Origin of the sequence: Pseudomonas chlororaphis (assembly GCF_001921865.1) — a bacterium.
GTDB lineage: Bacteria > Pseudomonadota > Gammaproteobacteria > Pseudomonadales > Pseudomonadaceae > Aquipseudomonas > Aquipseudomonas chlororaphis_D.
The window spans coordinates 78,678-92,024 of the sequence record NZ_MSCT01000018.1; the positions used below are offsets into that span (position 1 = coordinate 78,678).

General features: G+C 65.8%; 12 protein-coding genes. 1 reads left to right on the forward strand and 11 read right to left on the reverse strand.

Going from position 1 to position 13,347, the window contains the following annotated elements; translation table 11 throughout:
• Positions 1-52 precede the first annotated feature (52 nt).
• The 11 genes from BTN82_RS19275 to BTN82_RS19325 all read right to left on the reverse strand — a co-directional run bounded on the left by BTN82_RS19275 (position 53) and on the right by BTN82_RS19325 (position 12,174).
• Positions 53-1,117, reverse strand: coding sequence for a hypothetical protein (locus tag BTN82_RS19275; RefSeq protein WP_075120698.1), 1,065 nt, complete (start codon positions 1,115-1,117; stop codon positions 53-55).
• 653 nt (positions 1,118-1,770) lie between these two features.
• Complete coding sequence (locus BTN82_RS19280; protein WP_075120699.1) at positions 1,771-2,985, reverse strand: benzoate/H(+) symporter BenE family transporter; 1,215 nt, start codon at positions 2,983-2,985, stop codon at positions 1,771-1,773.
• 89 nt (positions 2,986-3,074) lie between these two features.
• Positions 3,075-4,412, reverse strand: a complete 1,338-nt coding sequence (locus BTN82_RS19285; RefSeq protein ID WP_075120700.1) for an MFS transporter — start codon at positions 4,410-4,412, stop codon at positions 3,075-3,077.
• A 159-nt stretch (positions 4,413-4,571) separates the two neighbouring features.
• The gene (locus tag BTN82_RS19290) at positions 4,572-5,345 is read right to left on the reverse strand and encodes a 1,6-dihydroxycyclohexa-2,4-diene-1-carboxylate dehydrogenase (protein WP_075120701.1); all 774 of its coding nucleotides are present in this window, start codon (positions 5,343-5,345) and stop codon (positions 4,572-4,574) included.
• Positions 5,346-5,423: 78 nt separating this feature from the next.
• Positions 5,424-6,437: a benzoate 1,2-dioxygenase electron transfer component BenC gene (gene benC, locus BTN82_RS19295; protein WP_075120702.1), complete on the reverse strand. Its 1,014-nt coding sequence runs from the start codon at positions 6,435-6,437 to the stop codon at positions 5,424-5,426.
• Between the two features lie 10 nt (positions 6,438-6,447).
• Positions 6,448-6,936 carry a benzoate 1,2-dioxygenase small subunit gene (gene benB, locus BTN82_RS19300; protein ID WP_075120703.1) on the reverse strand — a complete coding sequence of 163 codons (489 nt, stop codon included), beginning with the start codon at positions 6,934-6,936 and terminating at the stop codon, positions 6,448-6,450.
• Complete coding sequence (gene benA / locus BTN82_RS19305) at positions 6,936-8,297, reverse strand: benzoate 1,2-dioxygenase large subunit (protein WP_075120860.1); 1,362 nt, start codon at positions 8,295-8,297, stop codon at positions 6,936-6,938. The genes benB and benA overlap by 1 nt, the downstream gene beginning before the upstream one ends.
• A gap of 346 nt (positions 8,298-8,643) precedes the next feature.
• Complete coding sequence (locus BTN82_RS19310) at positions 8,644-9,600, reverse strand: AraC family transcriptional regulator (protein ID WP_075120704.1); 957 nt, start codon at positions 9,598-9,600, stop codon at positions 8,644-8,646.
• A gap of 142 nt (positions 9,601-9,742) precedes the next feature.
• Positions 9,743-10,672, reverse strand: a complete 930-nt coding sequence (gene catA, locus BTN82_RS19315; protein WP_075120705.1) for a catechol 1,2-dioxygenase — start codon at positions 10,670-10,672, stop codon at positions 9,743-9,745.
• 51 nt (positions 10,673-10,723) lie between these two features.
• A complete protein-coding gene (catC, locus tag BTN82_RS19320; RefSeq protein WP_075120706.1) occupies positions 10,724-11,014 on the reverse strand; it encodes a muconolactone Delta-isomerase in 291 nt (96 codons plus the stop codon).
• 32 nt (positions 11,015-11,046) lie between these two features.
• Positions 11,047-12,174, reverse strand: a complete 1,128-nt coding sequence (locus BTN82_RS19325) for a muconate cycloisomerase family protein (protein WP_186828425.1) — start codon at positions 12,172-12,174, stop codon at positions 11,047-11,049.
• A gap of 125 nt (positions 12,175-12,299) precedes the next feature.
• On the opposite strand from BTN82_RS19325, the gene BTN82_RS19330 reads away from it, so the two are divergent.
• Positions 12,300-13,193, forward strand: a complete 894-nt coding sequence (locus BTN82_RS19330; protein ID WP_075120707.1) for a LysR family transcriptional regulator — start codon at positions 12,300-12,302, stop codon at positions 13,191-13,193.
• Positions 13,194-13,347: the final 154 nt, after the last annotated feature.

Genomic DNA, 13,347 nt, shown 5'->3' on the forward strand with positions numbered 1-13,347 from the left:
CCCCCATCCCACATGCTCCTACAGGTACAGGGGGCGCCGAGGGCAGAGCCGCTCAAGGCTCCGGCACCCGGTACGGGCCCTCCGGCGGCGCCACATTGGGTGGCGCGACTTCGCTCGGGGCCTGCGGCGCGGCGCGTTTGCCCAGCTCGCCCTCGATCTGCCCGGCCAGGTAATAGGTCCCGGCCATCACCCCGTTGCCAGTGTTGTTCAGCAGTGTGAGCCAGGCCTGGTCGAACGCCTTGCCCAGGCTCTGGCGCATCTGCGCCTCGGTCTCGGCGCGGTCGCTTTCATGGGCGATCGCGCGAAACCCCGCGGCGCCCAGGGAGATCAGCGCCCCGGCGACCTTGCCCGCCACCGCCGCAGCGGCGCCGGCAATGCCGCGGCCGGCCATCTGCGCTTCGAGCTTTTCGCTGGCTTGCCGGGCCACCGAGACAATCCCCGCCTGGGACGATACCTCCCCGGTGCCCGCCGGCGCGCTGTGGATCTGCTGGTACAGCGCCGAATAGGCCGGCAAGCTGTTCAGCGGCCGCGTGCGCAACACCTGGTACAGCGACGCATCGCGGGCCGGCGGCGGCCCCAGGCGAATCGCCCGGATACCGTTGAGGTGCTGGTTCAGTTGCTCAGTAGGCACGCGGTAACGCTGGGCGATGGCCTGTGTCTGCTTGTCCAGCAGGTCGACATAAAATTCCGTGGCCTGGGCGAGAATCGCGTCCGGGTCGATCTCCACCGCCACCGGCGCCAGCACCTGTTGTCGATATTCCTCTTGCAGGTAAGCCGCCAGGCGCGTCGCCGCCTCATCCTTCTCGTCGCCGGCGCTGAGGCTGTACCAGCTGACTTTCATGGCCATCCATTCCTGGGTCCAGTAGCTGCTGAACCAGGGGATAAAGGTCTCTTCCGTGACCCCATAGACCCGCACCCGCCAATGCTCCATGGAGCCACGGGCGAAGACCTTGACCTGCAACACCGCCTGTTGCGAAGCCTGGACGAGGTCCCGGTCCACCTGGCGCCAGGTGCTGGGCGAAACCACCACCGGCGCCACGGCCTCGCGGACGCGCTGCGACGCGGCGCATCCGGCCAGCACCAGCAGCATCACCACGAGCAGCGCACGCAGGTACACGATGGCAACCCTCGCACGGCGTCGACCGCGGCCGCCCGTCCGCGACCGGACAGGCTTCAACCGGGTACCGCACGCCCATCAGGGTTGAGTATAGGACTTGGGGGGCCCGGCCCCGGATTCACGGTACGCCCGCTGTCGGGGCAGCCGGTCGGCGCTCGATGGCTCGCGCCAGGGGCAACAGGGTGGGCCTGGTGCCCCGCGTCGCCCTGGGGATTGTTTCGCGAGCGAGCTCGCTCCTACAGAGTCAGGTCAATGGCGCTCAGCGCGGACCACCGCCGCCGCCAAAACCGCCGTGCTGGCCACCGCCTCCGCCACCGCTACCACCATGACCGCCACCGCCGCCCGGCGCAAAGAACATCCAACAACCCGACAGGGACGATAACAAGGCGACCAGCGCCGCCGCTTTTGCCACTCGATTCAACATCATCACTTCACTCTCTTTCAGGACGAGAACCACCTCGTTCTCGGCCTTTCAGACAGTGCCTGCGCAACATTCAGCACCGCACGAAGGTAAAGAATGGGTAAGGGTTGTATCGAAAACCGCGCAGGTTTGCGCGGAGTCGCCGGGCGCTTCGACGGCATTTGTCGACGCCCCCCGGCAGACAGGGCAGCCGACGCCCGCCGAGCCTGTGCAAGGTTTTCGATACAGGCCGTCAACGGCGTGCCTGGGCCGACACCTCGCCTGGCGCCAGTTGCGCCGACGGCCGCCGCCAGGTGAGCACGCCATGGGCCGCCAGGCCGAACAGCAGCCCCCAGAAAGCCGCCGACAAACCGAACAGCGACATGCCCGAGGCCGTCACCAGGAAAGTGATCAACGCCGCTTCACGATCCCGCGGCACAGCCATGGCGCTGCTCAAGGCACCGCCGATAGCAGCGAACAACGCCAGGCCCGCCAGGGCCGCGATCAGCGCCCGGGGGAAGGCGCTGAACAGCGAGACCAGGGTCGCGCCGAAGATCCCCAGCAACAGGTAGAACACCCCGCCCATGACCCCGGCCACATAGCGCTTGCCCGAGTCTTCGTGGGCCTCGCGGCCAGTGCAGATCGCCGCGGTGATCGCCGCCAGGTTCAGGCCATGGCAACCGAACGGCGCCAGCAGCAGGCTGGCCAAGGCGCTGCTGGTGAGGATCGGGCTGGCCGGCGTGGGGTAGCCATCGTTGCGCAGCACGGCGATGCCCGGCACGAATTGCCCGGTCAGGGCCACCACCACCAGCGGCAGCGCCACATTGAGCACCGCGCTCCAGCTGAACGCCGGGCTGATCCAGTGCGGCGTGGCCAGGCCGATCACCAGCGCCGAGCGGTCGATCTCGCCCATTCGCAGGGAGATCGCACAGCCCACCAGCAGCACCGCCAGGACCGCATAACGCGGCGCCAGGCGTTTACCCAATAGGTAGGTGGCGAACATCGCCCCCACCAGCAGCGGCTTGTCCTGGATCGAACGGAACAGCCCGGTGCCGAAACTGAACAGGATACCCGCCAGCATCGCCGCGCAAATCGCCGGCGGCAGCCGGCCGATAATCTTGTCGAAGATGCCGCACAGGCCAATCAGCAAAATCAGCGCGCTGGCCACCAGGTAGGCGCCCACCGCCTGGTCCAGGCCGATACCCGGCAGCAAGCCGACCAGCAACGCCGAGCCCGGGGCCGACCAGGCGATCACCACCGGCACCTTGAAACGCAAACTGAGGACGATGCCCAGCACCCCGCTGCCGATGGAAATCGCCCAGACCCAGGACGACAACACCTCCTGGGGCAAACCGGCGGCCTTGGCCGCCTGGAAGACGATCACCAGCGGCCCGGCGTAGGAAATCAGCGTGGCGATGAGTCCGGCCACCAGCGCCGACAATGAAAAGTCCCTGATCAACTGCTGCATGCACACTCCGAAGCCCTGGGGCCTGACTGGACCGCCGACGCCGGCCCCCGAGCGAGTCGCTCAAGCGCCGGCGCCGCTCATGGCCGTCGCTACAGCGACGGCGCACTGGCCTGGCCGAGCGCCAGCGCCTTGCTCGGCCGCGGGTAGACGAAACACATCGCCAGCGCCGCCACCGCCCCCGGAATCGCAAACGCCATGAAGTTGTAGTGCAACGGTAGCTCGATAGCCACCAGCGCGCCGCCCAGCAGCGGTCCGACGATCGCCCCGCTGCGGCCCACGCCCGAGGCCCAGCCAAGGCCCGTGGAGCGGATCGCCATCGGGTAGAACTGGGCGACGCAGGCATAGGCCAGGATCTGCGTGCCGATGGTGGTCGCCCCGGCAATCGCGATCAGCCCGTAGAGCAGCCCGGTCGGGCTCTTGAAGCCGAGCAGGCTGATGGACAACGCAGCCACGGCGAAGAACACCACCAGCACCTTCTGCAATTTCAGGCGGTCGCCGATCCAGCCGCCGCCCACCGCGCCGAAGATCGCCCCGAAGTTCAGCACCAGCAGGAACATCAGGCTCGACCCCAGGCCGTAGCCGGCGCTGGCCATCAGCTTGGGCAACCAGGAGTTAAGCGCGTAGACCATCAGCAGGCAGCAGAAAAACGCCACCCAGAGCATCAGCGTGCTCAGCGCCCGGCCTTCGCGGAACAGCTGCACCAGCGGCGCCCCGGCAGCCTTGGGCACGGCGCTGACGAAGCGGTCGCCGGGCTGCGGCACGAACCCTGGCTCGACGTGTTGCAGCACCTGGCGCGCTTCCTCTTCCCGGCCCTGGCGCAGCATGAAGCCCACCGACTCGGGGAGGAACTTGAGAATCAGCGGCAGCAGCAACAACGGGATCGCCGCCACGTAGAACACCGACTGCCAGCCGAAATTCGGCAGCAGCACAATGCCTAAGCCGGCGGAAAGCATGCCGCCCACCGAGTAGCCGCTGAACATGATCGCCACCAAGGTGCTGCGGATTTTCTTCGGCGCGTATTCGTTCATCAGCGCCACCACGTTGGGCATCACCCCGCCGATGCCGAGACCGGCGATAAAGCGGCAGACGCCGAACTGCGTGGGCGTGCCGGCGAAGCCGTTGAGCACGGTGAAACCGCTGAACAGCACCACGCAGAGGGCGATGACTTTCTTGCGCCCGATGCGGTCCGACAGCGAGCCGAAAAACAGCGCGCCGAACATCATGCCGAACAGCGCATAGCTGCCCAGAGCCCCGGCCTGCAACGGGCTCAGGCCCCACTCGCGCATCAGCACCGGCAGCACCACGCCGTAGATCACCAGGTCGTAGCCGTCGAAGATGATGATCAACGCGCACCAGAACAGCACGCGCCAGTGGAAGGCGTTGAACCGCGCCTCGTCGATCAATTGATTGCTGTCTATGTTTCGCATGGCATCTGACTCTTGTTGTTGTTTTATGAGAAACCGGATGTGCGTTGGTACTGGCCTGTAGGAGCGAGCTTGCTCGCGATGGCGATAGCGCAAAGCCTGTCGGCTGATCGCGAGCAAGCTCGCTCCTACAGGGTTTGTCGGCTCGACGGTTCGAGGGGGTCAACCCTGGTCGCCACCGCCTACCGGCATGACCAGCCCGGTGATGTAGGAGGCGTCGTCGGAGGCCAGGAACAGGATCGCCGCGGCCTGCTCGTCGATGGTGCCGTAGCGCTTCATCAGGGTGCTGTCGACGGTCTGGTCGACGATCTGCTGGTACCAGACCTTTTCCTCGGCGCTCTGCTCGGCGCTGTTGCGCGGAATGCGTCGCGGCGGCGCTTCGGTGCCACCAGGGGCGGTGGCATTGACCCGCACCCCGCGTCCGGCGGTCTCGAACGCCAGGCAGGCGGTCAGGGCGTTCACCCCACCCTTGGCAGCGCCGTAGGGCACGCGGTTGATACTGCGGGTGGCGATGGACGAGACGTTGACGATCGCGCCGCGGCCCTGCTCCAGCATGTAGGGCAACGCCGCGTGACAGCACCACAACGTGGGGAACAACGAACGGCGTACTTCGGCTTCGATCTGCTGCGCTTCGTAGTGCTCGAACGGCTTGGCCCAAAGGGTGCCGCCAACGTTGTTGACCAGCACGTCGAGGCGCCCGAAACGCTCGACGGCGGCGGCCATCACCCGGTTGCATTCGGCGTACTGTTCAAGGTCCGCGGTCAGTGCCAGCACCTCGAACCGCGGTGCCAGTTCGGCCTGCAACTCGAACACCAGCTCGGAGCGGTCCACCAGCACCAGCCGCGCGCCCTCCTCGGCCAGCCGCTCGGCCACACGCCGGCCGATACCCTGCGCCGCGCCCGTCACCAGGGCGATTTTTTCCTGGAATCTGTTCATCTCAAAACCTCCATGCCCCACCGCAATCCCCTTGTAGGAGCGTCGACCGGCTGCTCCTACAGAAGAGCGGTGTTGACCTCAGGCCGCGCTGGCGGCGAATTTTTCGTAGTAGAAATTGGCCGGGGCGATGCCCTGCTCGCGGATGAACTGGCTGACCGCCTCGACCATCGGCGGCGGGCCGCACAGGTACACGTCCACGTCGCCGTCGTTCAGGTGCCGGGGCTCGATATGCTGGGTCACGTAGCCCTTGAGCGGATGCGCGCTCTCGGGGTTGGCCACGCAGGCACTGAAGGTGAAGTGGGGAATGCGCGCGGCGAAGGCGTGCAGGCGATCCATCTCCACCAGGTCGAAATCGTTGGTCACCCCGTAGATCAGATGCAGCGGATGCTCGCTGCCCTGCTCGGCGATCTTCTCCAGCATCGCGGTGAACGGCGCCAGCCCGGTGCCGCCGGCCAGCAGCAACAGCGGCCGGCGGATGTCGCGCAGGTAGAAGCTGCCCAGGGGCCCGGCCAGGCGCATCGGGTCGCCGGCTTTGGCCAAGCCGGTAAGGAAGCTGCTCATCAGGCCGCCCGGCACGTTGCGGATCAGGAAGCTGACCTCGCCGTCGTGTTGCAGCGAGCTGAAGGAATAGGCGCGGGTCTGCTCGCTGCCGGGCACGCCGAGGTTGACGTACTGCCCCGGCAGGAACGCCAGCTTGCTCAGGGCCTCGCCCTTGATCGACAAGGCGATGGTGCTGTCGGACAGCTGGCGCACCGCGCTGATGGTAGCGTCGAACGTGGCCTGGGCCGTACGGCAGACATCGGACGACGCCGGCACCCGCACCACGCAGTCGCTCAGGGCGCGCATCTGGCAGGTCAGCACGAAACCCTGCTCGGCTTCGTCGGCGGTCAATGCGTCGTCGATGTATTCCTCGCCCAGGTCGTAGCGCCCGGCCTCGGCGAAGCACTTGCAGGTGCCGCAGGCGCCGTCGCGGCAATCCAGGGGGATGTTGATGCCCTGGCGGTAGGCCGCGTCGGCCACGGTTTCGCCGACGTTGGCGGCAACGAAGCGGGTCACCCCGTCTTCGAAATTGAGTGCGATTTGATGAGTCATGGCAGTCGCCTCAGAGGTGGTAGACATCGACGACCTGACGAACGTAGTCGTTCTTCAGGATGACTTTCTTGGCCAGGATCAGCGGGTTCTCGCCGCGCACATCGAGGGTGTAGAAGCTGGTGCCGAAGTAGCTGTCGACGGTCTTGTAGCGAAAGCTCAGGGTGTGCCAGTTGAAGCGCACCCGGCACAGGCCGTCGGTCTGCTCCAGTAGCTCGATGTTGCTCAGGTTGTGCGAGGTGCGGGTGTCGGGAATGCTCGCGCTGGAGCGTTCGGTCTTGATCCGGAACACCCGGTCTTCCAGGCCGCAGCGGCTGCCGTACCAGATCAGCGAGATCTCGCGCTGCGGGTCTTCGGTAAGGGTGTCGTTATCGTCCCAGGACGGCATCCAGAAGGTCGCGTCGGGGGCGTAGAGCTCCAGCCAGCTGTCCCAGTCCTTGTCGTCCAGGTAGCGCGCTTCGCGGTACAGGAAGTCGCGCACGGTGTCGTAGGCAATGGTCATCACACAGCCTCCACGGGAATGTTGCGCGCGACTTCGGCGGCGAGGGCCTCAAGCATGGTTTCTTGCCAGTACTTGTGTTGCATCACGAACAGGCCTTCGTCTTCGGTGCGCACGCCGCTGAGGATCGGTTGCAGGTCGATTTCCCTGGCCGCGTCGTCCGCGCCCTCGACCCAGTGTTCGGCGCCGCGGGACATGTCGTTCCAGGCGCTGCCGCTGCCCTGGTAGCCCATCTGGCAGGAACGGAATTCCTCCAGGTCGTCCGGGGTGGCCATGCCGCTGACGTTGAAGAAGTCTTCGTACTGGCGGATGCGCATGGCCCGGGCTTCGTCGCTCTCGCCCTTGGGCGCGATGCAGTAGATGGTGATTTCGGTGCGGTCCACGGAGATCGGCCGGGCGATGCGGATCTGCGAGCTGAACTGGTCCATCAGGTAGACGTTGGGGTACAGGCACAGGTTGCGCGAGTTCTCGATCATCCAGTCGGCGCGGGCCTGGCCGAAGTCGCGGGCGAGTTCGTCGCGGCGCTCGTACAACGGGCGGTCCTCGGGGTTGGCCCAACGGGTCCAGAGCAGCATGTGGCCCTTGTCGAACGAGTAGAAACCGCCGCCCTGCTTGGCCCAGCTGCCGGCGCTCATGGTCTTGATCTCTTCGCCGGCTTCGCGCTGCTTGCGCTGGCTCTGGGTGGCGGCGTAGTTCCAGTGCACGGAGCTGACGTGGTAGCCGTCGGCGCCGTTCTCGGCGGTGAGTTTCCAGTTGCCTTCGTAGATGTAGCTGGACGAGCCGCGCAGCACTTCCAGGCCGTCGGCGGACTGGTCGACGATCATGTCGATGATCTTCGCCGACTCGCCCAGGTGCTCCACCAGCGGCAGCACGTCGGGGTTGAGGCTGCCAAACAGGAAGCCGCGGTAGGACTCGAAGCGCGCGACTTTCGTCAGGTCGTGGGAGCCTTCGCAGTTGAAGCTCGACGGGTAGCCCGCGGCGGCCGGGTCCTTGACCTTGAGCAGCTTGCCGGAGTTGTTGAAGGTCCAGCCGTGGAACGGGCAGGTGTAGGACGATTTGTTGCCGGTCTTGTGCCGGCAGAGCATGGCGCCGCGGTGGCTGCAGGCGTTGAGGAAGGCGTTGAGTTCGCCGTCCTTGTTGCGCGCGATGAAGATCGACTGCCGGCCCATGGTGGTGGTGTAGTAGTCGTTCTTGTTGGGGATCTGGCTCTCATGGGCGAGGTATAGCCAGTTGCCCTCGAAGATGTGCTGCATTTCCAGGTCGAACAACCGCGGGTCGGTGAACATCTCCCGCTTGCAGCGGTAGACGCCCCGGTCACGGTCTTCTTCGAGCAGTGAGTGAAGGTATTCGGGTCGCAGGGACATGGCCGCCGCCTCCATTGTTTTTATTCAGGCAGCCCCATGCTAGGGCGGGCGGTACAGCGAAAATATCCGTTGCGTGCAGACCGCTATCCGTTTTCTGCAGGGGCCTGTAGCGCGATGGGCCTGTAACCCTGTAGCCGCTGCCGAGCTCTAGCGAGGCTGCGTACGACCGCGTAGCGGTCGCAACAGGGCCAACGTATTTATCCAGGACGAACGCAGTCGCAGGTTTTGCGCCTGCTGCGCAGGCGTACGCAGCCTCGCAAGCTCGGCAGCGGCTACAAAAAGCAGGGCGCCCTGGCCCCTGTAGGAGCCAGCTTGCTGGCGATGCGGGCAACGCGGTGGGGCAGGCTCAGTGCCGGCGCTTGAGGGTGTCGGACGGCAGTTCGCCGAACTGCTTGCGGTAGCTTTCCGAGAAGCGCCCCAGGTGCAGGAAGCCGAAGTCCATGGCCAGTTCGGTGACGTTGCGCACGTTGCAGCAGGGGTCGCTGAGGCAGGCGTTGACCCGCTCCAGTTTCTTCTGGCGGATGTAGGTCTTGGGCGTGGTGCGGGCGTTGCGCTCGAACAGGCCGTACAGCGAACGCACACTCATCTGCGCCTGCTGCGCCAGTTGCTCGCAACCGATGTCCTGCTTGAGGTTGCGCTCGATGTAGTCGGCGATCGCCTCGAAGGTCGCCGACGACGAATCCAGCCCCGCGCGGCGCACGTTGGTCTTCATCAGGCTGAGCATCTTGCTCACCACGATCTGCGCGTAATGCTCCTGCACCCGCGGCATGCGCTCGGCGGCCTCGGCTTCGCGACAGACCATGCTCAGGAGGTGGATGAAGCCTTCCAGCTCAGCGAGCCGGTAGCGGTTTTCCAGAAACCGCACGCCCTGCCCCGGGTACAGCCAGCGCTGCTCCTGGCACACCGACTCCAGCAGGCGGGTGGGCATCTTGATGATGAATTTCTCGCAGTCGTCGGAATAGGTCAGGTCCACCGGATCGTCGGGGTTGATCAGCAGCAGCTCGCCGGGGGCGAAGTAATGCTCCTGGCCATGGCCGCGCCACAGGCAGTGGCCGCGCAGCAGCACTTGCAGGTGGTAGATGGTTTCCAGCGCCGGCGAGGTGACGCGCACGCTGCCGCCGTAGCTGATCGAACACAAATCGAGGCTGGCGAACTGCCGGTGATTGAGGCTGGCCTGGGGGCTGCCGGCCTTGGGCAGGCGGATGCAGTGGCTGCCCACATGCTGGTTGACGTAACCGGACACAGCGTAGGGATCGGCCTGGGCGAATACCCTGCTGCGCTCACTCAACAGAAGCGTTTCCATAAGCGGGTCACTCTGGTTTTTTATTATCGGACGGCGATCTTCGTCGCCGCTGGCCCATCACGCACAGCATCCTGCCTGACAACGGCAAAAACCACGAGACACCAGGGGTATCCCGTGGCCCGGACTCCCGGTCCGCCGCCGCTCAGGCCTCCAACGCCCGTACCCGCTCGTGGCGCTGCTGCTCCTCGGGCTGGGCGGACGATTGCAGGGTGAAGTCGAACTCGATCTCGGCGAAGCGTCCGCTGACGCCGTACTGCGCCGCGCGCTGCTGATCCTCGCTGAAGGTGATCCTGGCGATCAGCTCGTCGCGGGTGGCGTAGGCGAAATCGTCGTGCAGGTACTGGTCGCCATCGAGGTTGATCTGGGTGGTCAGGTGGCGGTGGTCGTCCGCCGAGATGAAGAAGTGGATATGCGCCGGACGCTGGCCGTGGCGGCCCAGTTGGTCGAGCAACTGCTGGGTCGGACCGTCCGGCGGGCAGCCGTAGCCCGACGGCACGATGCTGCGGAAGCGATAGCGGCCCTCGGCATCGGTGACGATCCGCCGGCGCAGATTGAACGCCGACTGGGTGGTGTCGAAGTAGGAATAGGTGCCGCCGGTGTTGGCGTGCCAGACGTCGACAATGGCCCCGGCCAGCGGCTGGCCGGCGGTGTCGCGCACCTGGCCCTGCATGAACAGGGTCACGCCCGGGTCGACGCCGTCGTCGAGGCGCGCTTCGCCCTGGCTCAGCGGCGCGCCGGCTACGTACAGCGGGCCTTCGATGGTGCGCGGGGTGCCGCCGGTCTTGCCGGCCTGCTCGTCGGCGGCGTCCATCAGCAAGTCGAGGTAGTGCTCCAGGCCCAGGCCGGCCACCAGCAAACCGGCTTCCTGGCGCGCGCCGAGCACGTTGAGGTAGTTGACCGCCTTCCAGAATTCTTCCGGGGTCACGTCGAGGTCTTCGATGATGTTCACCGAGTCACGCAGGATGCGGTAGATCAGCGCCTTGGCCCGCGGGTTGCCCTGGTCGTTGAACTGGCCGCTGGCTTCCTCGAGAAACTTCTGGGCGCTGGCAGTGTGGGAAATCCGGACGTTCATGGTTATTCCTCATCTTGTATTTATTAGAGTGTGGCTCGGGCTGGCACGGGCTCAGCGATCATCGGCATGAATCGACGAAGGATGCCTGCACAACGCGTTCACTTCGATGGCCATGTAGGGGTACAGCGGCAATTGCATCAGCACATCGTGCAGTTCCTGCACGCTGTCGACGTCGAACACGCTGTAGTTGGCATACAGCCCGGCGATGCGCCACAGGTGCCGCCACTTGCCCTGCTCTTGCAGGCGCTGGGCCAGGGCCTTTTCGTCGGCCTTGAGCTGGGCGGCGCGCTCGGGGTTCATGTCGACCGGCAGGTTCACGGTCATCTTGACGTGGAACAGCATGGTGTTCTCCTTAAGGCGTGATCAACGGCGGTTCAGGCTTTATCGCGGCGGAAGAACGCCAGGCGCTCTTCGTCCAGGCTCAGGCCGAGGCCCGGCGCCCGCGAGACGTGCAGCTGGAAATCGCGGTACTGCGGCGGCTCGGCGAGGATGTCCTCGGTCAGCAGCAGCGGGCCGAACAGCTCGGTGTCCCAGCTCAGGGTGTTAAGGGTCAGGAAGGCGTGGGCCGAGGCCAGGGTGCCGATGCCGCCTTCGAGCATGGTGCCGCCGTACAGGCCAATGCCCGCCGCCTCGGCGATCGCCGCCGTGCGCAGCACCGCCCGCGGGCCGCCGTTCTTGGCGATCTTCAGGGCGAACACCGAAGCCGCGCCTTCGCGGGCCAGGTTGAAGGCGTCTTCCACGCATTCGATGGATTCGTCGGCCATGATCGGCGCCGGGCTGATGGCGTTCAGGCGCACCATGCCGGCGCGGTTGTTGCGCGAGATCGGCTGTTCGATCAGGTCGATGCCATTGCTGCCGAGAACCCGGCAGGCACGCACCGCCACCGCTTCGTCCCAGGCCTGGTTGACGTCGACCCGCACGCTGGCGCGGTCGCCCAAAGCCTTCTTGATCGCGATCACGTGGGCCAGGTCGCGGTCCACTTCGCCGGCGCCGATCTTCAGCTTGAAGATGCGGTGGCGGCGCAGGTCGAGCATCTTCTCGGCTTCGGCGATGTCCTTGGCGGTGTCGCCGCTGGCCAGGGTCCAGGCCACCGGCAGCGCGTCGCGCACCCGCCCGCCGAGCAGCTCGCTGACCGGCAGCCCCAGGCGCTTGCCCTGGGCGTCGAGCAAGGCGCTTTCGATACCCGATTTGGCGAAGGTGTTGCCGCGGATGCTGCGCTCCAGGCGCTGCATCGCGGCATTGATATTGGCGCCGTCCTGGCCGAGCAGCAGCGGCGTGAAGAAACGGTCGATATTGGTCTTGATGCTGTCCGGGCTTTCGTTGCCATAGGCCAGGCCGCCAATGGTGGTGGCCTCGCCCAGGCCTTCGATGCCGTCGGCACAGCGCAGGCGGATCAGCACCAGGGTCTGGTTCTGCATGGTGTGCATCGCCAGCTTGTGCGGGCGGATGGTCGGCAGATCGACGATGACCGTTTCGATCGATTCAATGGCACTTGAAAGCATTTCCATACCCATCAGGTTCTTGACGTTATGGGGCCGATTCTCGTACGGCTTTTTCCGGGGTTCCAATATAGAATTGGTCTGGTTCAATACCTTAAAGGTATTCATCCATCATCCATGGAGGCCTTATGGAGCTGCGTCATCTGCGTTACTTCCAAGTGCTGGGCCAAACCCTGAATTTCACCAAGGCCGCCGAACGCCTGCACATCGCCCAGCCGCCGTTGAGCCGGCAGATCCAGCAACTGGAGGACGAACTCGGGGTGTTACTGCTGGAGCGCGGCCGGCCCTTGCGCCTGACCGAGGCCGGGCGGTTTTTCTACGAGCACTCCAGCGTGCTGCTGGAGCAGTTGGCCAAGGTGTGCGACAACACCCGGCGCATCGGCCACGGTGAAAAGACCTGGCTGGGCATCGGCTTCGCCCCCTCGACCTTGTACGGCCTGCTGCCGGAACTGATCCGCCGCCTGCGCAGCCACGAAACCCTGGCCCTGGAGCTGGGGCTGTCGGAAATGACCACCCTGCAACAGGTGGAAGCGCTCAAGGCCGGGCGCATCGACATCGGCTTCGGGCGTATTCGCATCGACGACCCGGCCATCGTGCAGAAAGTGCAGACCGAAGACCGGCTGGTGGCCGCCCTGCCCGCCGGCCATCCGCTGCTCGGCCAGCCGGTGAGCCTGGCGCAACTGGCCGACGAACCCTTCGTGCTCTACCCCGGCAACCCGCGCCCGAGCTACGCCGACCATGTGATCGCGCTGTTCAATACCCATGGCCTGAACATCCGCATCGTGCAGTGGACCAACGAATTGCAGACCGCCATCGGCCTGGTGGGCGCCGGCATCGGCATCACCCTGGTGCCGGCCTCGGTGCAATTGCTGCACCGCGACGACATCGGCTTCAGCCCGCTACTGGAAGCCAACGCCACCTCGCCGATCATCGTCAGTCGTCGGGTCGGCGACGTGTCCGCCGGGCTCAGCCACTGCCTGCGGATGATCGACCAGTTGCGCGCCGAACGCCCGGACGCCTGACCCCCGCCGAACCTTCGCGGCGCTACCGGCGCAAGGTAGCGCCCGCCTCCCCGACGCCTCCCGCCCTGCCCAGGCCGGCCTGCAGAAAAGGGATACAGGTCTGCAAGCAACGGATAGTGCCCGCCCTTCCCCCGCCCCTAGCCTGCGCGGCAGT

Coding starts and splice junctions, on each gene's coding strand:
- BTN82_RS19280 (WP_075120699.1), bottom strand. CDS start 2,985: ATGCAGCAGTTGATCAGGGACTTTTCATTGTCGGCGCTGGTGGCCGGA.
- BTN82_RS19285 (WP_075120700.1), bottom strand. CDS start 4,412: ATGCGAAACATAGACAGCAATCAATTGATCGACGAGGCGCGGTTCAAC.
- BTN82_RS19290 (WP_075120701.1), bottom strand. CDS start 5,345: ATGAACAGATTCCAGGAAAAAATCGCCCTGGTGACGGGCGCGGCGCAG.
- benC (WP_075120702.1), bottom strand. CDS start 6,437: ATGACTCATCAAATCGCACTCAATTTCGAAGACGGGGTGACCCGCTTC.
- benB (WP_075120703.1), bottom strand. CDS start 6,936: ATGACCATTGCCTACGACACCGTGCGCGACTTCCTGTACCGCGAAGCG.
- benA (WP_075120860.1), bottom strand. CDS start 8,297: ATGTCCCTGCGACCCGAATACCTTCACTCACTGCTCGAAGAAGACCGT.
- BTN82_RS19310 (WP_075120704.1), bottom strand. CDS start 9,600: ATGGAAACGCTTCTGTTGAGTGAGCGCAGCAGGGTATTCGCCCAGGCC.
- catA (WP_075120705.1), bottom strand. CDS start 10,672: ATGAACGTCCGGATTTCCCACACTGCCAGCGCCCAGAAGTTTCTCGAG.
- catC (WP_075120706.1), bottom strand. CDS start 11,014: ATGCTGTTCCACGTCAAGATGACCGTGAACCTGCCGGTCGACATGAAC.
- BTN82_RS19325 (WP_186828425.1), bottom strand. CDS start 12,174: ATGCTTTCAAGTGCCATTGAATCGATCGAAACGGTCATCGTCGATCTG.
- BTN82_RS19330 (WP_075120707.1), top strand. CDS start 12,300: ATGGAGCTGCGTCATCTGCGTTACTTCCAAGTGCTGGGCCAAACCCTG.